Annotated in this window: 22 protein-coding genes; 11 read left to right on the forward strand and 11 right to left on the reverse strand. The window is 63.4% G+C overall.

Annotated features, from left to right (window positions below):
• Positions 1–72: 72 nt before the first annotated feature.
• Both QF040_RS05195 and lexA read right to left on the reverse strand, forming a co-directional pair.
• Positions 73–429, reverse strand: a complete 357-nt coding sequence (locus QF040_RS05195; protein ID WP_429610111.1) for a hypothetical protein — start codon at positions 427–429, stop codon at positions 73–75.
• A gap of 138 nt (positions 430–567) precedes the next feature.
• Entirely contained in the window at positions 568–1,251 is a 684-nt protein-coding gene (lexA, locus tag QF040_RS05200; RefSeq protein ID WP_013541704.1) for a transcriptional repressor LexA, read from the reverse strand.
• Between the two features lie 73 nt (positions 1,252–1,324).
• Here lexA and QF040_RS05205 point away from each other — a divergent pair, with 73 nt between their 5' ends.
• Complete coding sequence (locus QF040_RS05205; protein WP_429610112.1) at positions 1,325–2,287, forward strand: asparaginase; 963 nt, start codon at positions 1,325–1,327, stop codon at positions 2,285–2,287.
• A gap of 29 nt (positions 2,288–2,316) precedes the next feature.
• On the opposite strand, the gene adk is transcribed toward QF040_RS05205, so the two are convergent.
• From adk to QF040_RS05235, 6 genes are all read right to left on the reverse strand, one after another.
• On the reverse strand, positions 2,317–2,973 hold the full coding sequence (adk, locus tag QF040_RS05210) for an adenylate kinase (protein WP_429610113.1): 657 nt from the start codon (positions 2,971–2,973) through the stop codon (positions 2,317–2,319).
• A 124-nt stretch (positions 2,974–3,097) separates the two neighbouring features.
• Positions 3,098–3,883, reverse strand: coding sequence for a 3-deoxy-manno-octulosonate cytidylyltransferase (kdsB, locus tag QF040_RS05215; protein ID WP_429610114.1), 786 nt, complete (start codon positions 3,881–3,883; stop codon positions 3,098–3,100).
• A complete protein-coding gene (locus QF040_RS05220; protein ID WP_007836935.1) occupies positions 3,880–4,062 on the reverse strand; it encodes a Trm112 family protein in 183 nt (60 codons plus the stop codon). Before QF040_RS05220 ends, kdsB begins: the two co-directional genes overlap by 4 nt.
• Complete coding sequence (gene lpxK / locus QF040_RS05225; RefSeq protein ID WP_429610115.1) at positions 4,043–5,062, reverse strand: tetraacyldisaccharide 4'-kinase; 1,020 nt, start codon at positions 5,060–5,062, stop codon at positions 4,043–4,045. Before lpxK ends, QF040_RS05220 begins: the two co-directional genes overlap by 20 nt.
• A complete protein-coding gene (locus tag QF040_RS05230) occupies positions 5,063–5,488 on the reverse strand; it encodes an ExbD/TolR family protein (protein WP_041943708.1) in 426 nt (141 codons plus the stop codon).
• Between the two features lie 11 nt (positions 5,489–5,499).
• Entirely contained in the window at positions 5,500–6,132 is a 633-nt protein-coding gene (locus tag QF040_RS05235) for a MotA/TolQ/ExbB proton channel family protein (RefSeq protein ID WP_013541697.1), read from the reverse strand.
• A 313-nt stretch (positions 6,133–6,445) separates the two neighbouring features.
• On the opposite strand from QF040_RS05235, the gene xseA reads away from it, so the two are divergent.
• Together xseA and QF040_RS05245 are read left to right on the forward strand one after the other, a co-directional pair.
• The gene (gene xseA / locus QF040_RS05240; RefSeq protein WP_429614616.1) at positions 6,446–7,774 is read left to right on the forward strand and encodes an exodeoxyribonuclease VII large subunit; all 1,329 of its coding nucleotides are present in this window, start codon (positions 6,446–6,448) and stop codon (positions 7,772–7,774) included.
• A gap of 39 nt (positions 7,775–7,813) precedes the next feature.
• On the forward strand, positions 7,814–8,395 hold the full coding sequence (locus QF040_RS05245; protein WP_013541695.1) for a superoxide dismutase: 582 nt from the start codon (positions 7,814–7,816) through the stop codon (positions 8,393–8,395).
• Between the two features lie 67 nt (positions 8,396–8,462).
• On the opposite strand, the gene QF040_RS05250 is transcribed toward QF040_RS05245, so the two are convergent.
• The 3 genes from QF040_RS05250 to QF040_RS05260 all read right to left on the reverse strand — a co-directional run bounded on the left by QF040_RS05250 (position 8,463) and on the right by QF040_RS05260 (position 9,688).
• The gene (locus QF040_RS05250) at positions 8,463–8,933 is read right to left on the reverse strand and encodes a DUF192 domain-containing protein (protein WP_306876654.1); all 471 of its coding nucleotides are present in this window, start codon (positions 8,931–8,933) and stop codon (positions 8,463–8,465) included.
• 94 nt (positions 8,934–9,027) lie between these two features.
• Complete coding sequence (locus tag QF040_RS05255; RefSeq protein ID WP_041942932.1) at positions 9,028–9,216, reverse strand: hypothetical protein; 189 nt, start codon at positions 9,214–9,216, stop codon at positions 9,028–9,030.
• 148 nt (positions 9,217–9,364) lie between these two features.
• A complete protein-coding gene (locus tag QF040_RS05260) occupies positions 9,365–9,688 on the reverse strand; it encodes a cell envelope biogenesis protein TolA (RefSeq protein ID WP_307644968.1) in 324 nt (107 codons plus the stop codon).
• A gap of 219 nt (positions 9,689–9,907) precedes the next feature.
• On the opposite strand from QF040_RS05260, the gene icd reads away from it, so the two are divergent.
• The 8 genes from icd (at position 9,908) to tssL (ending at position 20,421) form a co-directional block, all read left to right on the forward strand.
• On the forward strand, positions 9,908–11,167 hold the full coding sequence (gene icd / locus QF040_RS05265; RefSeq protein WP_429610116.1) for an NADP-dependent isocitrate dehydrogenase: 1,260 nt from the start codon (positions 9,908–9,910) through the stop codon (positions 11,165–11,167).
• A 363-nt stretch (positions 11,168–11,530) separates the two neighbouring features.
• A complete protein-coding gene (tssH, locus tag QF040_RS05270; RefSeq protein WP_429610117.1) occupies positions 11,531–14,230 on the forward strand; it encodes a type VI secretion system ATPase TssH in 2,700 nt (899 codons plus the stop codon).
• A gap of 58 nt (positions 14,231–14,288) precedes the next feature.
• A complete protein-coding gene (gene tssB / locus QF040_RS05275) occupies positions 14,289–14,834 on the forward strand; it encodes a type VI secretion system contractile sheath small subunit (RefSeq protein ID WP_429610118.1) in 546 nt (181 codons plus the stop codon).
• Between the two features lie 21 nt (positions 14,835–14,855).
• Positions 14,856–16,358 (forward strand): type VI secretion system contractile sheath large subunit, encoded by a 1,503-nt coding sequence (gene tssC / locus QF040_RS05280; protein ID WP_429610119.1) that lies wholly within the window; start codon positions 14,856–14,858, stop codon positions 16,356–16,358.
• Between the two features lie 134 nt (positions 16,359–16,492).
• On the forward strand, positions 16,493–16,978 hold the full coding sequence (locus QF040_RS05285) for an Hcp family type VI secretion system effector (protein WP_013541687.1): 486 nt from the start codon (positions 16,493–16,495) through the stop codon (positions 16,976–16,978).
• A gap of 79 nt (positions 16,979–17,057) precedes the next feature.
• Positions 17,058–17,657, forward strand: a complete 600-nt coding sequence (gene tssJ, locus QF040_RS05290) for a type VI secretion system lipoprotein TssJ (protein ID WP_429610120.1) — start codon at positions 17,058–17,060, stop codon at positions 17,655–17,657.
• Between the two features lie 32 nt (positions 17,658–17,689).
• A complete protein-coding gene (gene tssK, locus QF040_RS05295) occupies positions 17,690–19,045 on the forward strand; it encodes a type VI secretion system baseplate subunit TssK (RefSeq protein WP_307512713.1) in 1,356 nt (451 codons plus the stop codon).
• On the forward strand, positions 19,042–20,421 hold the full coding sequence (gene tssL / locus QF040_RS05300; RefSeq protein WP_429610121.1) for a type VI secretion system protein TssL, long form: 1,380 nt from the start codon (positions 19,042–19,044) through the stop codon (positions 20,419–20,421). Before tssK ends, tssL begins: the two co-directional genes overlap by 4 nt.
• Positions 20,422–20,431 lie beyond the last annotated feature (10 nt).

Genomic DNA, 20,431 nt, shown 5'->3' on the forward strand with positions numbered 1-20,431 from the left:
GATGTCGCGCCAGTGAACGTTTGGATACCCACCCCCGGGGCACTGCTGGTGCGGCTCGCCGGGGGAAATGCCTCAGTGCAGGCGCGTGGAACTGGGTGCGGTTTCCGCGGCTTCGAGTGCGGCCAGTCGGTCGAGCTCCGCGCAGACATCGGCCATGCGGCCCGAGATCACCATGCGGCTGCGGTCCCGGCTTTTTCCGTCGATCACGCGAACTACACGCAGCGGGCGTGCCGTCGCGGTGGCGGTTGCCGTCGGTGCAGGCGTACCAGCGGTGCGCGTGGTGCAGGCGGGGCGCACGGCCACGTAGCGCAGGCCGGCGGCAGTGTCGCTGCTGTCCCGGCGGTGAGCGCGGCGCGCAGGCAACAACCGGTTTGCAAGCGATTGCAGCGGCATCCAGAAATCAGCGATGGCGAGGAGGGCGATTCCCATGTGAACTCCAAAAAAGTCTGAGGTTGAACACAGGCAGGATTTCTTGAATCGGCCGCGACAGGGTGATGGCGACTTCGCGCCATACGCCCGCCACCTGTCGAGGCCGGATGGGGTGCTGCTGCAAGCAGGCCGCGAGACCTACATCAGCATGGTGTTGCGGATGAGGCCGACCGCGAGGCCTTCGATTTCGAAGGGCTCGCCGGGCTGGACGATGATGGTCGGGTAGTCGGGGTTCTCGGCGTGAAGCTCGATCACCTGCTTGTTGCGCTTCAGGCGCTTGACGGTGACTTCGTCGCCCAGGCGTGCCACGACGATCTGGCCGTTGCGCGCTTCCTTGGTGGCCTGCACGGCGAGCAGGTCGCCGTCCATGATGCCGGCGTCGCGCATCGACATGCCGCGTACCTTGAGCAGGTAATCGGGCTGGCGCTGGAAGAGCGTGTTCTCGACGTAGTAAGTCTGGTCGACATGCTCTTGCGCCAGGATCGGCGAGCCTGCCGCGACGCGACCGATGAGCGGCAGCGCCAACTGCGCCATGCCCGGCAGCGAGAGCGAGAACTGCCCGCCTTCGCGATGCCGCGTTTCGTTGAGCGAACGCAGCGCATCGCCCTTGAGTCGAATGCCGCGCGAGGTGCCGCTGACAAGTTCGATCACGCCCTTGCGGGCCAGCGCCTGCAGGTGCTCTTCGGCAGCGTTGGCCGACTTGAACCCCAGCTCATTGGCGATTTCGGCGCGTGTGGGCGGGGCGCCAGTGCGCGCAATGGCGCTCTGGATTAAGTCGAGGATCTGCTGCTGGCGGGCGGTAAGCTTCACGGCGAACTGCATATGTGGTTCCTTGCGGCACTGGCTAGATATCCAGTACCTGTATTTTTAACCAGTTTTTGGAAGTTGACAAGTCATGGCCAATTCCCCGTTGCCCGAAGTGCGTCGCGTGGTGGTTCTGGGGACCGGCGGAACCATCGCCGGAAAGGCCTCCAGCAGCGGCGACAACATCGGCTACACCGCTGGGCAGGTCGACGTGTCGGACTTGCTGGGTGGCATCGACGCGCCTGAGGGCGTCACCCTGCTGGCGGAGCAGGTGGCGCAGGTCGACAGCAAGGACATGGCCATCGACATCTGGCAGAAGCTCGCGCAGCGGTGCGCGCATTGGCTCGCGCAGCCGGATGTGGCTGGCGTGGTGATCACCCACGGCACCGACACGCTCGAGGAGACCGCCTTCTTCCTTCATTCGGTGCTGGCACCGGCGAAGCCTGTGGTGCTGACTTGCGCGATGCGCCCGGCCACTGCTCTTTCGCCGGATGGTCCGCAGAACGTGCGCGATGCCATCGCTGTCGCGGTGACGGCGGGCGCGCAGGGCGTGACGGCGGTGTGTGCTGGCACGGTCCACAGCGGGGTGGAAGTGCAGAAGGTGCACACGTACCGCCTCGATGCCTTCGCATCCGGCGATGCAGGGCCGATTGGCTACGTGGAAGAGGGCGCGGTGAGGCGCGTGAGGGAGTGGCCGGCTGCGCCGTCTCCCCAGGCATCGACGGCGCTGAGCGCATCAGGGCCTTGGCCGCGGGTCGAGATCGTCATGAGCCACGCCGGTGCGAGTGGCGCAATCATCGATGCACTTCTTCGGGAGGGCGCGGAAGAACCAGTCCGCGGATTGGTTCTCGCGACTACCGGCAATGGCACCGTGCACCACGCGCTGGAAGCGGCAGCACTCAAGGCACAGGACGCCGGCATTGCGGTGCTGCGCGCGACGCGCTGCACCAGCGGTCGCATTCTGCCGAAGCCCGATGACCGGCTGCGCGACGCAGGCGCGCTCACGCCCGTGAAGGCGCGCATCGCGCTGATGCTGGAACTGCTAGGGAAATAAATAGCCGCCCTGTAAAAAGGGCGGCGGGATCAGCTGCTCAGTGCCGCCAGGGCGCGTTGCGTGATTTCGTCGACCGTGCCGACGCCCTTGATCGCGCGGTACTTCGGGGCAGCGGCCGGATCGGCCTTGGCCCAGGCCGAGTAGTAGTCGACCAGCGGACGCGTCTGCTGGCTGTACACGTCGAGCCGCTTGCCCACGGTTTCTTCCTTGTCGTCCTCGCGCTGGATCAGGTCTTCACCGGTCAAGTCGTCCTTGCCTTCGACCTTGGGCGGGTTGAACTTGACGTGGTAGGTGCGGCCAGATGCCGGGTGCGAGCGGCGGCCACTCATGCGCTCGATGATGTCGCTGAAAGGCACGTCGATCTCCAGCACGTAGTCGAGCTTGACGCCCGCGGCCTTCATGGCATCGGCCTGCGGGATGGTGCGCGGAAAACCGTCGAACAGGAAACCATCGGCGCAATCGGGCTGGGCGATGCGCTCTTTCACGAGGTTGATGATCAGGTCGTCGCTCACCAGTGCGCCTGCATCCATGACGGCCTTGGCCTGCAATCCGAGCGGCGTGCCGGCCTTGACGGCGGCGCGCAGCATGTCGCCGGTCGAGATTTGGGGGATGCCGTATTTCTGGCAGATGAAGGCCGCTTGCGTGCCTTTGCCCGCCCCGGGCGCGCCCAGCAAAATTAGTCTCATGGTGTCCTCGGACGGTTCTTAGATTTTGTGTCACGCCAAGCGTTGGCCCGAGGGCTGGGCGAGGCGGATTTCACGTCGAGGATAGCATGCGTCCCCATAGGGAATTCCCTCCGCGACGCACGTCTTAGGAGGCGGGTCCGGCAGCAAAGACGGCACGCACGCGCGCCAGATCCTCAGGGGTGTCGATGCCCGGCCCGGGCGCGACATGGCTCACGTGCACCGCGATGCGATGCCCATGCCAGAGCGCGCGCAATTGCTCGAGTGCTTCGGTGGCTTCGACGGGCGATGGCGGCAGCGACGGAAATTTCCGCACGAAGCCGGCGCGATAGCCATAGATGCCGATGTGTCGTAGCGGCGCGGGCGAGGGCAGCACGGTCGGTGCCGCACCGCCGGCCGAGCCATCGCGCCACCAGGGAATCGGGGCGCGGCTGAAGTAAAGCGCATTGCCCTGGGCATCGAGCACCGCCTTCACCACGTTCGGGTTCATGAAATCGCTCACCGAATCGATCTCGTGAGCCGCCGTGCTCATCGCCGCTTCGGGATGCAGGGCCAGCGCGGCGGCGACGGCATCGATCAGCTCGGGGTCGATGAGCGGCTCGTCGCCTTGTACGTTGACGACGATCTCGTCGCCATCGAGGCCCAGTTGCTCGCACGCTTCAGCCAGCCGGTCGGTGCCGCTCGGATGGTCCTGGCGAGTGAGGATGGCTTCGACGCCGTGTGCCTTGCAGGCCGAAACGATGGACGCATCGTCCCCAGCCACAACAACGCGCGATGCGCCGGACTGGCTCGCACGTTGCGCGACACGCACCACCATCGGCAGGCCCGCGATATCGGCAAGTGGTTTGTTGGGCAGCCGCGTCGAGGCGAGGCGTGCCGGCACCAGGACGGTGAAGCTTACGGAGCCGGTCACAGACCCAGCTCTTCGTCGGACAGCGTGCGCGCCTCGTTCTCGAGCAGCACCGGGATGCCATCGCGCACCGGATAGGCGAGGCGGGCGCTGCGGGAGCACAGCTCCTGCTTCTCGGGGTTCCAGGTCAGGGGGCCCTTGGTCACGGGGCAGACGAGCAGTTCAAGCAGCTTGGTATCCATCGGGCGATGATAGCTTTGCGTCGAGTGCAGCGAAGAATTCCGGGGCAGGTTCGAAGTGCAGCGGCACGGCCAGCGCATCGGGCGCCTTGCGCCACAGCTTGACTGCATCTTTCTCGGTGCACAGCAAGGTGTATTCGCTGCCGGACGGGCGCTGCCAAGCGTCGAAGTCGTGGTGATCGGGCAGGGCGATGGTCTCGGTGAGCGCGAGACCGCGCGCGCGCAGCATGTCGAAGAACCCTTCGGGCCGCGCGATGGCTGCCAGCGCGATCAGCGACTTGCCCGCGAGAGCCTCCAGAGGAATATGTTTTCCATCGATTGCAACCGCATCCTGCGAAAGGTTGCGCGTGGCGGTGTAGCCGCCCGAAAAGGCAGGCTTCTCGCCGCTATGGAGCACCAGGTCGCAGCGACGTGGCCAGGGTTCGCGCAACAGGCCCGCAGGCAGCAGCCAGCCGTTGCCGATGCCGCGGTCGTCGAACACGCAGATCTCGATGTCGCGAGCGAGCGCCAGATGTTGCAGCCCGTCGTCGCTCACGATCACTTGGGTGGCCGGATGCCGCTCCAGCAGCGCGCGCGCGGCTTCGATGCGTCGTCGCGCGACGAAAACCGGTGCATTTGTAGCGTGGCGAATCAGCGCCGGTTCGTCGCCGACATCGTGGGGATCGCTCCCGTCGAGCACTTCGCGGCAATCGTCGGTGCGTCGGCCGTACCCGCGCGACACCACGCCGACCTGAAGCCCACGAGCCTGCAGATGCCGGACGACGGCCATCACGACAGGCGTCTTTCCCGCACCGCCCGCAATCACGTTGCCGACGACGATCACGGGAACGGGGACGCGTTCGGCCCGCAACCATCCGATCCGATAGAGCCAGCCGCGCAGCGAAAAGATCGCGCCGTAGAGCAGCGACAGCGGCCACAGCAGGCAGGCCAGCAGGCCGCGGTGCAGCCAGGCGTCCTGCAGCCGCGAGGCTGCGCCCGTGCTGCTGCGGCCCTGCGACGGCACTCAGTGCCCGGCTTGCGCCGTCGACTGTGCGGCGAACGTGATCTGCATCAGGCCGGCGCGGCGCGCGGCTTCCATCACCGTGACCACGGCCTGGTGCGGGCTGCTTGCGTCGGCGCTGATGATCACCACGCTTTCCTTGCCGCCGGTGGCCGCGGCGCCGAGTGCTGCAGCCACGGTGCTCACGTTGCGGTCCGCCACCGCGGCCTTATTGACCGTATAGCGGCCGTCGGCGGAGACCGTGACGATCACTTCCTTTGGATAGTCGCGCTGCGCGTCCACGTCCGCCGTCGGCAGCCGCAACTGCATCTCGGTGAACTTGCTGTAGGTGGTCGACAGCATCAGGAAGATCAGGATGACCAGCAGCACGTCGATGAACGGGATCAGGTTGATCTCCGGCTCGTCGCGCGCGCCGTGGCGAAACTGCATGCGGGCGCGGGTCATTTGCGCAGCGCGTTCAGGTGGCGTGCAAAGCGCTCACCCGAGAGTTCGAGGTTCAGCAGGTATTCGTCGACACGGCTGCGGAAGTAGCGCCAGAAGATCAACGTGGGAATCGCCACGATCAGACCGAACGCCGTGTTGTACAGAGCAATCGAGATGCCGTGCGCCAGTTGCGCCGGGTTGCCCGAGCCGACCGCGCCGTTGACGGGCGACTGCGAACCGAAGATCTCGATCATGCCGATCACCGTACCCAGCAGGCCGAGCAGCGGCGCAGCGGAGGCGATGGTCGCCAACGCCGGCAGGTAGCGCTCCAGCTTGTGAGCGATGGTGCGGCCCGACGCTTCCATGGCAGCGCGAAGATCGTCTTCGGTGCAGCGCGGATTGGCGTTGAGCGCCCGCAGGCCCGCAGCCAGCACCTGGCCAAGCATCGAGTTGCGTTCGAGTTTCGTGACGACGTCAGGGCCGGGAATGGCTCCGCGCGAGACAGTGATGGTTTCGTCGAGCAATTTTGGCGGAAGCACCTTCACGGTCTTCAGACTCGTGAAACGTTCTATAACCAGCGCGAGCGCAATAACCGAACAAGCGAGCAGCGGCCAAATAGGCCAACCCGCGGCAACAATGATGGAAAACAAGAAAATCCTCCGGCCCGTAGACTGCAAATGCGCGGCGATTATCCACCGAGCCCACCATCGGCATGCGGCTTGTTTGCGTGTCAGCAAGGACGCACAGATTCTGTGGATAACTTTGTGATTAACCTGCTTCGCAACTCGTCCGAACCCGCATGGATGGGCCTTTCCGCTAGATCGATTGAATTTTGAGCAGTACTTTTTTGAATGAAATCAACCACTTGCACGAGAAACCGTGCGCCTGCCCCGCATGGGGGACTTGGGGCGGGGGAAGTCAGGCCTGTTGTGGAAGAGTGGCTTTCGGCCATTCGTGCGCTTTGTGAACTTGCGTGAAACGAATTCCGCGCCCGGGCCGCGCATCTGGGCTGTCGGCGCGCTGTGCCGGGCAGTGGCCGACACGCTGGACGCACGCTTCAATCCGGTCAGCGTGCGCGGCGAGATCTCGGGTTTTTCGCGCGCCTCGAGTGGACATTGTTACTTCTCGCTCAAGGACGAGTCCGGCCAGTTGCGCTGCGCGATGTTCCGCCGCGCCGCCGGATTGCTCGATTTCTCGCCCCGGGATGGTGACCAGGTGGAAGTGCGTGGACGCCTTGCCGTGTACGAGCCGCGCGGCGATCTCCAACTGGTCGTCGAAAGCCTGAGGCGCGCCGGGCAGGGCGCGCTCTTCGAGCAGTTCCTGCAGCGGAAGGCGCGCCTCGAAGCCGAGGGGCTGTTCGATCCGGCGCGCAAGCGTGCGCTGCCCACCATGCCGCGCGCGGTCGGTGTCGTCACTTCGCTCGGCGCGGCCGCGCTGCACGACGTCGTGACCGCGCTGCGACGGCGCGTGCCGCACATCCCCGTGGTCCTGGCCCCGGCGGCAGTGCAGGGCGCGAATGCGCCCGCCGAGCTGGTGCGCGCGCTGCAATCGCTCTACACATTGGAGCCGGCCGTCGATGTGATTCTGCTGGTGCGAGGCGGGGGTTCGATCGAAGACCTGTGGGCCTTCAACGACGAGACGCTGGCGCGGACCATCGTGCAGAGCCCCGTGCCGGTGGTGAGCGGTGTCGGGCACGAAACCGACTTCACCATCGCCGATTTCTGCGCCGACCTGCGTGCGCCCACCCCCACCGCCGCGGCCGAACTCGTCAGCGCGCCGCGCGACCTGTGGCTCGGGGCGCTCGATTTGCTCGATGAACGGCTCGGAGATGCGCTGGGCACGCGCCTCGACGTGCTCGGGCAGCGGCTCGATCAGGCCGCAGGCCGCCTCGGCCGTCCGTCGAACCTGGTGGCTCGCCAGCAACTTCGACTGGCGCACCATGCGCAGCGCCTGCACTTTGCGGTGCTGTCAAGACAGGAGCGCTTGGCGCAGGTACCACGATCGATCGCGGTCAATCTTCCAGCGAAATTCGACCGCGCACTCGTGCAGCGGCGCGAGCGCCTGGAGCGCGTGGCTCTGCGTCTGCGTCTGCTCGATCCGGCGCTCGTGCTGCAGCGCGGCTACGCCTGGCTCACCGATGCGGATGGCCGCGCGGTCGTCAGCGCGAAGAAGTTGAACGCGGGTGACGCGGTCGTCGCGCGGCTTGCGGATGGCGAGGTCGACCTGACCGTGACGCATGGAGGGAGCAACAACGGGAACACGTCCGACGCGCCCTCGAAAATTAGTTCCTAGAATCCTTTATTCCCCACAACCAACCCACGAGAAAAAACCATGGAACATGTGCTCCCACCCCTGCCGTACGCCCTCGACGCGCTGGCACCCGAGTATTCGAAGGAAACCCTCGAATACCACTACGGCAAGCATCACAACGCCTACGTGGTGAACCTCAACAACCTGCAGAAGGGCACCGAGTTCGAAGCCCTCACGCTGGAGGAGATCATCAAGAAGGCCAGCGGCGGCATCTACAACAACGCTGCCCAGATCTGGAACCACACCTTCTTCTGGAACTGCATGAAGCCCCAAGGCGGCGGCGCACCGACCGGCGCGCTGGCCAAGGCCATCGATGCCAAGTGGGGCAGCTACGACGCCTTCAAGGAAGCCTTCGTGAAGTCGGCTGTCGGCAACTTCGGTTCGGGCTGGACCTGGCTCGTGAAGAAGGCCGACGGTTCGGTGGACATCGTGAACACCGGTGCCGCCGGCACGCCGCTGACGACCGCTGACACGGCGCTGCTGACCGTGGACGTCTGGGAACACGCCTACTACATCGACTACCGCAACCTGCGCCCCAAGTTCGTCGAGACCTTCCTGGCGAAGCTGGTCAACTGGGACTTCGCGGCCAAGAACTTCGGCTGAGCACATTCGCGCATCAAAAAAGCCGACCCTCGGGTCGGCTTTTTTGTGGGCTGAAGGCGGCAGAAACTCAGCGCTTGGTGGCTGAGAACAGTTCGCCACCCAGCTTGGCACCCTTCTTGATGTTCTTCTTGGCAAACCAGCCCTGGTTCATCTCGAGCACATAGCGCACGGGTTCTTCGGAGCAATGCGAGTTTTCGGTCAGCGGCTGCATGTCGACCAGGTTGACGATGCGGCCATCATCCGCCACGAAGGCGGCCGTCAGCGGCAGCAGGGTGTTGCGCATCCAGAAGCACTGCGTGGCGGGCTGCTCGAAAACGAAGATCATGCCCTCCGCCTGCGGCATGGTCTTGCGGAACATCAGCCCGATTTCACGCTGCTGCGGCGTCTGGGCAATTTGGGTATCGATCTTGTACAGGCCGACCGACAACTGCGTGCGCGCAAGATCGGTCTGGGGTTGCTGCTGCTGTTGTTGTTGAGCATGAGTCGGCATCACGAACGAGGCGGACAGCAGGAGCAGGGCGGCTAAACGCTGAAACATCGGAGAACTCTTTCAGGGCGGGGTCGTGGAAGGCCCGGCCCGTAACCAATAAAAATGCCCGCTGATGCGGGCATTGCCGGGTGAGCTTGAAAGCTTACACCTTCTTGGCGGCAGCCGTGTGGGCCTTGGCCACGTGGCGAACCTTGTGCTTCTTGACTGCGTGCTTGGCCTTGGCCTTGTGAGCAGCAGGTGCGGCCGGAGCGGCGGCCGCGGGTGCGGGGGTTTGAGCAAATGCACCGGCAGCGAAGAGACCGGCGACCAGGGCTGCGAGCAGCTTGTTCATGAGAAATCCTTTGATATCGTTGATTTGGATCACCTCCCTGTGGAAGGTCCACATTCAACGGAGCCCATCGCACGCGGTTGACAGCACTTTGGTCGAGGCGGACGAAAAAAAAGCGCTCCGAGGAGCGCTTTTTTCAGGGGACGCCGAATTACTTGGGCGTGCCGCCTTGGGTCGACTTGCGCTTGACGCTGCCGTCCTTGTTGCGACGACGTTGGTCGCGCGTTTCCGCGCGCTTTTCGCCAGAGGCTGCAGCCTTGTCGCCGCCGAGGTTGCCGCCTTCGGGCGTCTTGGCGATGTCGCCAGCGGGAGCGGCCACTTGACCAGCGGGCTTGGCATCCTTCTTGGCTTCGGCGCGTGCTTGCGACTTGCTGTTGGTTGCGTTCCCTTGTTCGGGCGTGGTGCCGGCCGGGTTTTGGGCATAGGCGCCAGCTGCGAACAGACCAGCGATCATGACTGCGAGAATTTTGCTCATTGAAGATTCCTCTATCGAGAATTGGTTGGAAACGCCTCCCGGCGAGCAGAAGGTCAGCCAGTAACGAGCCCAATGGCCCCATGGTTGACAAACGCCAGCTGATGGGCAGCGTCTAAAATGTACAGCGATTTGTTAGCCGGTTGTACAGCGGAACCCCCTCGCTGTCTGAATTCGCTGACACTCGTCAAAATTACGTCACTCCCGGAGCGCATCCCCCTCATGTCCAGCTATCAGCACATCAAAGTCCCGACCGAAGGCCAGAAGATCACGGTCAATGCAGACAACTCGCTGAATGTGCCCGATCAACCGATCATTCCCTTCATCGAAGGCGACGGTACGGGGCTGGACATCACGCCGGTGATGCTCAAGGTGGTGGACGCCGCAGTGGCCAAGGCCTACGGCGGCAAGAAGAAGATTCACTGGATGGAGGTCTATGCCGGCGAGAAGTCGACCAAGGTGTATGGCCCCGACGTCTGGCTCCCCGAGGAAACCCTGCACGCGGTGCGCGACTACGTCGTCTCCATCAAAGGCCCGCTCACCACGCCCGTCGGCGGTGGCATCCGATCGCTGAACGTTGCGCTGCGTCAGGAACTCGACCTCTACGTGTGCCTGCGCCCCATCCAGTATTTCGAAGGCGTCCCCAGTCCAGTGCGCGAGCCGCACAAGACCAACATGGTCATCTTCCGCGAGAACTCGGAAGACATCTATGCCGGCATCGAGTTCGAAGCCGAAAGCGACAAGGCCAAGAAGCTCATCAAGTTCCTGCAGGACGAGCTCGGCGTCAAGAAGATCCGCTTCCCCAACACGTCCGGCATCGGCGTGAAGCCCGTGTCGATCGAAGGCACCGAGCGCCTCGTGCGCAAGGCATTCCAGTACGCCATCGACAACGACAAGCCCAGCGTGACCATCGTGCACAAGGGCAACATCATGAAGTTCACCGAAGGTGGCTTCCGTGACTGGGCCTACAACCTGGCCGCCAAGGAGTTCGGCGCCGAGTTGATCGACGGCGGCCCGTGGATGAAGTTCAAGAACCCGAAGACGGGCAAGGAAATCACCGTCAAGGACAGCATTGCCGACGCGTTCCTGCAGCAGATCCTGTTGCGTCCCGCCGAGTACAGCGTCATCGCCACGCTGAACCTCAACGGCGACTACGTGTCCGACGCGCTGGCCGCACAGGTCGGCGGCATCGGCATCGCTCCGGGCGCGAACCTGAGCGACACCGTCGCAATGTTCGAGGCCACGCACGGCACCGCGCCCAAGTACGCCGGCAAGGACTACGTGAACCCCGGCTCCGAAATCCTCTCGGCCGAAATGATGCTGCGCCACATGGGCTGGACCGAAGCGGCCGACCTGATCATCAGCGCGATGAAAAAGTCGATTGCCAGCAAGCGGGTGACCTATGACTTCGCGCGCCTGATGGAAGGTGCGACGCAGGTGAGCTGCTCGGGCTTCGGGCAAGTCATGATCGAGCACATGTAATCGACTGCGCGCTTCGACGTCTTGCGACGTCAGGCAACGAGCCCTTGAACTTCCGAAAGGAATTCAAGGGCTTTTTTGTTGGCCAAATAGCCGCTCCATTCAATAGAAATTACTACTTGCGAATTTCTGGACCGTCTGCTCCCGGAGAAATTTCACAGATCAATTGCCTGCTTTCGGTATTTAACTATTGGTAGGAACTGTGCTCCGCCACAGGTCTGCGCAAGCACGCAAAATCGCGCCTATTCGAAAAAGCATAGGGAGCGAGAAATGGGCGGAAAAACAGCAGAGATCGGTGCTTTGCCGAGCGGGAAGCCGCGTGATTTCAATGCGCAATTAACGTCAGCTGCGAGCCGCTAGGTTGCAATGACCATCTCCCGACGGGCGCTGTTCGGAAAGCTCAATCTCACCTTGTTTCGCGGTATTGAAGCCGCAACAGCATTTGCCAAGCTGCGAGGAAATCCATATGTCGAATTGACGCATTGGATTCATCAAATCTGGCAACTCAATGACAGCGATTTTCATCGCATCTGCCGCCATTACCAAATTGATTTTCAGGTCATCGAAAAAGATCTGATTTCCAGATTGTCGGAATTGCCCTCGGGCGCGACATCGCTGAGTGATTTCTCCCATCACGTCGAAGCGGCCATTGAGCGCGCCTGGATCCTCTCCAGCCTCGAATTCGGCGATCGTCGTGTGCGCAGTGCGTGGCTGCTCGCGGCGTTGGTGCAAACGCCTGATCTGCGGCGGCTGCTCCTTGGCATGTCGCCCGCGTTCCGCAAGCTCCCGGTCGAGCAATTGACGGATACCGTCGTCTCCCTCATCGAAGGCTCCCCTGAACGCAACGAAGGGCCGCACGATGGCTTGGGCCTCCCGGCTGCAACGCCAGGAGAAGCGAGCGGCGCGATTGCAGATTCGTCAGATGGCAAATCTGCCCTGGCCCGGTATTGCAGAGACCTGACCGACAGCGCACGCGACGGGCAAATCGATCCCGTGATCGGCCGTGAGCACGAGATCCGCACGATGGTCGACATCCTGCTGCGCCGGCGGCAGAACAACCCTCTGCTCACCGGAGAGGCCGGGGTGGGCAAGACGGCGGTAGTCGAAGGACTCGCGCTGGCAATCGCCAACGGCGAGGTTCCGCCCTCGCTGCGCGATGCGCGCCTGCTCAGCCTCGATGTGGGGGCGTTGTTAGCCGGCGCCAGCATGCGGGGGGAGTTCGAGTCCCGCCTGAAGTCGCTGCTCGAAGAAGCGAGCAAGTCGAGTCAGCCGGTCATTCTTTTCATCGACGAGGTGCACACCCTGATCGGTGCCGGCGGACAGGCCGGTACCGGAGATGCGGCCAATCTGCTCAAGCCTGCTCTCGCACGCGGCACCTTGCGCACCATCGGCGCGACCACGTGGAGCGAATACAAGCGCCATATCGAGAAGGACCCTGCACTGACCCGTCGTTTCCAGACGCTGCAGGTCTCCGAGCCAGAAGAGGCCTCGGCCGCCGAAATGGTGCGCGGGCTGGTCGCCGTCTTCGCCGAACATCACGGTGTCACGGTACTGGACGAGGCGGTGCGGGCGGCGGTGTCCCTGTCCCATCGCTACATTCCGTCGCGCCAGTTGCCGGACAAGGCCATCAGCCTGCTCGACACGGCATGCGCACGTGTCGCCATGTCGTTGCACACGCCACCCGCCGTGGTCGATCAACTGCGACAGCGGGTCGCAGCCCTGGACGTGGAGCTCGCCTTGCTGGCTCAGGAAAGCGCGATCTCGCGAGGCAGTGACGCCCGATCAAAGCGCTTCGAAGCGGCAAATGCCCGACTCGATGCCACCGAACATGAACTCTCGACTTACGAGGCCCGGTGGCAAGAAGAGCTTGCGATGGTTCAGCAGATTCAATCGCTGAGAACAAAGAAGAGGGAGGAGGAGGGGGAGAGTGGCGCCGAGGGCGAGTGGCCCTCGGCGCGACTGCATGCCCTGGAAGAAGAACTCCTGTTGCGCCAGCAGGACACGCCATTGGTTCTTTCCCAGGTCGACGAGTCGGTGATCGCGGCCGTCGTTGCAGATTGGACGGGAATACCGGTTGGCCGCATGGTGCAAGACGAAGTTGCCGCAGTCTTCAGGCTCGAAGCCACGCTCGGCGAACGTGTTGTCGGCCAGGACCGCGCGCTTGCCGCGATTGCGGAGCGCATCCGTGTGTCGCGGGCGCGTCTGACCGATCCGAACAAGCCGGTCGGCGTCTTCCTGCTGGCCGGTCCTTCAGGCGTTGGAAAGACCGAAACCGCGTTGGCACTTGCGGACGCCATGTATGGCGGTGAGCAGAACCTCATCACCATCAACATGAGCGAGTTTCAGGAACCGCACACCGTCTCGACGCTGAAGGGCTCGCCGCCGGGCTACGTGGGATACGGAGAAGGCGGTGTTCTGACGGAGGCCGTGCGCCGGAAGCCCTACAGCGTGATCCTGCTCGACGAGGTGGAAAAGGCGCATCCGGACGTCCACGAAATCTTCTACCAGGTGTTCGACAAGGGCTGGATGGAGGACGGCGAAGGCCGCCGCATCGACTTCAGGAACACGACCATCCTTTTGACGAGCAACGCTGGTGCGGAACTCATCGAGAGCGTTTGCGAAGACCCTGCATCGCCGCCCGAAGTCGAAACCCTGCGCGAAGCGCTGCAGCCTGTTCTTCGCCAGGTTTTCCCGGCTGCATTCCTCGGTCGCCTGTCCGTCGTGCCTTACCTGCCATTGGGTGTGCAGGCCTTGAGCCGCATCGTCTCGCTGCATCTGGACCACGTGGTCCATCGGATGAAAAAGAAGCATGGCATCGAATTGCACTACGCCCCGGGTTTGGTGGCCGAAATCGTCGATCGATGCGGCACGCATGAAACCGGGGCACGCCGACTGACGGGCTTCATCGAGCAGAACCTGCTCCCGGTCTTGTCGCGGCAGTGGCTCAACGCCTTGCAGGAAAAGCGAACGATCGCGCGTATCTCCGTCGATGCAAGGCCGCTCGGAAAAACAGGGCCGCGTTTGCAGGAAGGAGATGTCGTCACCTGCCATACCGAATACGTCTGACGCTTCGAAGCGCAGTGTTTCCAGCGCTCTATTTCTTAGTTTCCATCAGGGAGTTTTCGTGACAAACAACAACAGCAGTCAGAAATTCATCGCCCGCAACAGGGCGCCACGCGTACAGATCGAATACGACGTGGAAATCTACGGCTCGGAGAAGAAGATCGAGCTGCCTTTCGTGATGGGTGTCCTGGCCGATCTTTCCGGCAAACCCACCCAGGCGTTGCCGCCGGTGGCCGACCGCAAGTTCCTCGACATCGACATCGACAACTTCGACGAGCGCATGAAGGCGATCCAGCCGCGCGTGGCCTTCGCCGTACCCAACACGCTGTCGGGCCAGGGACAACTCATGGTCGACATCACCTTCGAGAGCATCGATGACTTCTCGCCGGCCGCCGTGGCCCGCAAGGTCGAGCCCTTGAGCCGGCTGCTCGAGGCGCGAACCCAGCTTGCCAATCTCCAGACGTACATGGACGGCAAGGCCGGTGCCGAAGGCCTGCTCAACCAGCTGCTGCAAGACCCCGCGCTCATGAAGTCGTTGGCGCAGGCTCCCAAGCCCCGCGCGGCAACAGATCACAACGACGCACGGACTGCCGACTCGGCGGCGTGAATCCGAACCTAGGAACTTCACATGAACACCACAAGCGATGCCGTGCTCGACGCGCCGGTCACGGCGCAATACGCCAACCCTTCCGACTTTGCGTCCCTGCTGGACAAGGAGTTCAAGCCCAAGACCGATGAGGCTCGCGACGCCGTCGAGGCAGCCGTTCGCACCCTGGCCGAGCAGGCGCTCGTCAATGCCGCGACGATGACCGACGATGCCTACAGCAGCATCGAGGCCATCATTGCGGAGATCGATCGAAAGCTCTCGGAGCAGATCAACCTCGTGCTGCACAAGGACGAGTTCCAGAAGGTCGAGTCGGCCTGGCGCGGCATGCATCACCTGGTCTACAACACCGAAACGGACGAGAAGCTCAAGATCCGTTTCATGGATGTGTCGAAGGATGAAGTGCGCCGCACGCTTCGTCGCCACAAGGGCATTGCCTGGGACCAGAGTCCGATATTCAAGCGCATCTACGAGGAAGAGTACGGACAGCTCGGCGGCGAGCCCTATGGCTGCCTAGTGGCGGACTACTACTTCGACCACACACCGCCCGATGTCGAACTGCTCGGCGCCATTGCCAAGATTTCGGCCGCATCGCATGCGCCATTCATCGCGGGGTCGGCACCTTCGTTGCTCGGCATGGAGTCGTGGCAAGAGCTTGCGAACCCGCGCGACCTGGCGAAGATCACCTCGAACCTCGAGCACGCGCCCTGGAATTCGTTGCGCAACACCGAGGACTCGCGCTACGTTGGCCTCGCCATGCCGCGTTTTCTCGCGCGCTTGCCCTATGGCGCAAAGATCAACCCGGTCGACGAGTTTGATTTCGAGGAGGAAACCGAAGGCGCCGATCATCGGAACTACGTCTGGAGCAACGCGGCCTATGCCATGGCCGTCAACATCAACCACAGCTTCAAGCTTTACGGCTGGTGCACGATGATCCGCGGTGTGGAGTCGGGCGGCACGGTAGAAAACCTGCCATGCCACACCTTCCCAACCGACGACGGCGGCTTCGACATGAAATGCCCGACCGAGATCGCGATCTCGGACCGCCGCGAAGCCGAGCTCGCCAAGGCAGGCCTGATTCCGCTGGTTCACCGCAAGAACACCGATCACGCTGCCTTCATCGGTGCGCAATCGATGCAGAAGCCGCAGGAGTACATGGACCCGGATGCGACGGCCAATGCCAATCTGTCGGCCCGCCTGCCGTACCTGTTCGCGAGCACCCGTTTCGCGCACTACCTCAAGTGCATCGTTCGCGACAAGATTGGTTCCTTCAAGGAGCGCGAGGACATGCAGCGCTGGCTCAACGAATGGATCATGCATTACGTCGATGCCGATCCCGCCAACTCCTCGCAGGAAACCAAGGCGCGCAGGCCGCTCGCGGCGGCTGAAGTCGTGGTGGAAGACATCGAGGGCAACCCCGGCTACTACAGCGCGAAGTTCTTCCTGCGCCCGCATTTCCAGCTCGAAGGCTTGACCGTTTCATTGCGCCTCGTCGCAAAGTTGCCGTCTCTCAAAGAGGCTGCCTGACAGGCCTGCCTCCATCCATTCCGAGTCGTTCGATGAAGTGGCGCGAAGACGCCACCCGCGAAGTCGCTCGAAGCGCAAAGGGCGCTGGAGCGCATCAGTCAGATATTGAAAAAACAAAGTTCAGGGAGTTTTTTATGACGCAAGACATTTTTCTGAAGATCAACGGGATCGAGGGCGAGTCCCAGGATTCCGACCACAAGAACGAGATCGAGGTCCTGGCCTTCAACTGGAAGGCCTTCCAGGAATCCACCATGCATGCGGGCTCGGGCGGCGGCGCCGGCAAGGCCACGGTCGAGGACCTGGAGTTCGAGCACTACGTCGATCGATCGAGTCCCAACCTGATGAAGTATTGCCTCACAGGCAAGCACGTCCAGGAGGCGAAGCTCACCGTTCGCAAGGCCGGCGGCAATCCGCTCGAGTACCTCAAGCTCACGTTCTCCGACGTGATCATCACGGCCGTCCAGCCTTTCGGTTCGAACTCCGATGAGTTGCGCATCAGGGAACGTGTGCGCCTGTCCTTCTCGAAGATCAAGCAGGAGTACTCGGTGCAGAACGCCCAAGGCGGCAGCGGTGGCGCGGTCACGGCCGGCTACGACATCAAGGGCAACAAGGAGTCCTGACAACGACGGCAGGGCCTGAGTCAGCTCAGAGCCTCACGGCCTCAAGCGGCGCGGCGCACGAAGGTGCGTTGCGCTGCATATGGCCATTCCCGTCTCCGGATCGCATCACGTCCTTTTCAGCATGTCATTCAATGTGCCTTGTCCCCGGCGAACCGCCTCACGGCAATGGCTTCCCGCGGTGCTCTCGTTGCTCGTTCTGGCGTTCGCGCTGGGGACGACACGGCCCTCGCATGCCCAGTTCTCTTACCCGAGAGAGCAGACAAAGCTCGACATCACGATCACGGCGGAGGCCGGCGTCAATCCCGACGACAAGGGCAGGGCGGCGCCCATCCTGGTGCGCATCTACGAACTCAAGTCGGAAGGCGTCTTCGAAGCCGCCGACTACTTTTCGCTCTCCGGCAATGACAAGGCCCTGATCGGCAGCGAGCTGCTCGTTCGAGACGAATTCATCCTGCGGCCCGGCGATGTCAAGACCATCCGCCGCGAGTCGCACCCCGACCTTGCGGCCATCGGTGTCGTCGCCGGCTACCGCGATCTCGCGCAAGCCGATTGGCGAGCGGTGCAAAAGATCGATCCCGCACCGGAAGTCGCCTGGTATCGCTCGGTCCTGCCGGCGAACAAGCTCAAGTTGCAGATCGGCCTTCAAGCCAAGGGCATCCAGCTCACCCCCCTCAAATAGGTCTGCGACTTGAACGCACAACGATCGATCCCATGAGTTGGTACAACAAAGTCGCCTGGAGCGAAGGACTCTTCCTGCGCCCGCAGCTGTTCCAGCAGCAGGAGCGCTATCTCGAGCACCTCGCCCACAAGCGCACGGCCTCGCTCAGCCCGTTCTACTGGGGCTTCAATCACTACAGCATCGATGCGGAGTCCCTGTCCCTTGGCAAGCTCGTGCTCGCCAGTGCCGCGGGCATTTTTTCGGACGGCACCCCCTTCGACGCCCCCGGCCAGACGCTGCCGCCCGCGCCGCTCACCATCCAGCCGGAGCATCTGGAGCAGGTCATCCATCTGGCCGTGCCCATTCGCACGCCCAATGGCGAGGAAACGACTTTCGACGACGCGATGGCTGCTGCGGCGTCGCTCGCACGCTTCTCGGTTTTCGACACCGAGTTGCGCGACGCGAATTCCATCGGACAAGGCCCGAAGACGGTGCAGCTTTCGCGGCTTCGCTTGCGCCTGCTTCCGCAAAGGGAGCTGACGGATGCCTGGATCGGTCTTCCGCTCGCCAAGGTGACGGTGCTGCGCTCCGATGGGAGCATCGCCACCGACCCGTATCTGATCCCGCCAGTCGCTGGCTACGGCGCGAGCCCGCTGCTGGCGGACTGGGTGACGAACCTGCACGGCCTGTGCCGTCTTCGCGCGCAAACGCTTGCGGCGCGGCTCAGCGGCAATGACGGCAAGTCGAGCGAATCGGCCGAGGTGTCTGATTTCCTGTTGCTGCAGATACTCAATCGCTACGAGCCCTTGTTCGAGCACTGGCTGCGCGTGCGGGAAACCTCGCCGGAGGTGCTGTACACCGCTTTGTGCTCTCTCAGCGGGGAGCTTGCGACGTTCGTGCGCGCGAGCACGCGTCGCCCCACCGAGCACCCGGCCTACCGGCACATCGATCCGTGCCTGTCTTTCAGAGGACTGATCGCCGATGTGCAGGCCTTGCTCAACGATGTGCTGGTTCGCAGCGCGCAGAGCATTCCCCTTGCCAATCGCGCCAACGGCGTGCGCGTGGCAAGCGTCGAGCCCTCGGAGCTGCAGGGCTTCTCGAGCCTCGTATTCGCCGTGGCGGCCCATACACCGCCTGATCAGCTGGCCAGCGAGTTTCCGGCGCGATGCAAGGTCGGGCCGAGCGATCGGCTTGGCGAACTCATCCGCTCGCATCTGCCCGGGATTCCGCTGCAAACGCTGCCGGTGCCGCCGCGCCAGATTCCCTTCAACGCAGGCTTTGTCTATTTTCAGATCGACTCGCGCGGGCCGCTGTGGGAGCACATGGTCAAGCACGGTGGACTGGCGCTGCACGTGGCAGGCGAGTTCCCTGGTCTGCGTCTTGAACTCTGGGGCGTGCGAGAGAAATGAAACCCTTCGTCGAAGATCCCACGCACGACCAGGAAGAGCCCCACGACGACTCGCGGAGGCTCGATCCGTCTGCCGACTCTTCACCCAACGATTCCTTGCCGGGTGATCCAGCAGAGAAGGGTGTGCATCTCGCCCCCGAGCCATCGATGCAAGTGCGTCTGGTCGCGGTCACTGCCTCCAGGAATCCTCTGCTCGAGGCGGCGCAACCGCTGCTGCGCGCACTCGCCGATATGCCGGCGACGCTCGGTAGCGAGGGCGTGACGATTCTGCATCAACTGCTGGAGCGCGAGGTCGCGAGCTTTCAATCCCTCTGCGGTAGCGCGCAGATCAGGCACGAGCATGCGGTGGCGGCAAGCTATTCGCTGTGCACCGCGCTCGACGAGGCTGCCAACAGCACGGAGTGGGGCGGCGGCAAGAATGGCGAGGCCGGCATCTGGGCCGGACAGCAGCTGGCTGCGAAATTCCACGGTGACACGAAGGGCGGCGACAAATTCTTCCTGCTGGTCGGGCGTCTGGCCGCCAGTCCGCAGGAGCACATCGATCTGCTCGAGCTGATGTACCAGGTCCTGGGGCTGGGCTTCGAGGGACGCTTCGGCACGGCGACCAATGGGCGCCGGCAGCTGGAGACGGTTCGCCATCGGCTCTTCACACTGCTTGGTACGGCGCGGGGCGAAGTCCCGCGCGATCTTTCCCCGCACTGGAAGGGTGTGGGTGCGGGCACGTTCCGCCTGTTGCGCAGCATTCCAGTGTGGCTGACGGTGTCGCTGCTGACACTGGTCTTGTGCGGCCTTTTCGCCTGGTACAAGTACCAGCTGTTGCAGACCAGCGCCGACGTGGAGCAACGCATCGCCGCCATCGGCCGGATGCGTCCGCCACCCGCACCGCCAGCGCCGGCGGTCAAACCTCTGCGCCTGAAAGAGCTGCTGGCTCCCGAGATCGCACGCGGCACCGTGAGCGTGGAAGAAGACGAGCACCGCAGCGCGGTCACGTTCAGAGGCGACGACATGTTCATCCCCGGCCAGGCGCGCCTGAACGCAAAGATCCTTCCGGTCTTGGGCAAGGTGGCGGACGAGGTCAATCAAGTCTCGGGCTCTGTCCAGATCACCGGCCACTCCGACAACCGCCCGATCAAGACCCGCGAGTTTCCCAACAACCAGGTCTTGAGCGAGAAGCGGGCCGAGGCGGTGAGCGCCGTATTGCTGGGCAAGGGCGTGGTGGCGTCGCGCATCCGTACCGAAGGGCGCGGCGACACGATGCCGATGGCCGACAGTGCAACGGCCGCCGGGCGCGCCAGGAATCGCCGCGTCGACATCGTCGTCGTCCAGGGCGACGGCGGGAGCCCCACGTCGCCAGCCACAACGCCGGCGGCGCGCTAGAGGCGCGACG

The organism is Variovorax sp. W2I14 (genome assembly GCF_050435205.1).
Lineage (GTDB): Bacteria > Pseudomonadota > Gammaproteobacteria > Burkholderiales > Burkholderiaceae_C > Variovorax > Variovorax paradoxus_C.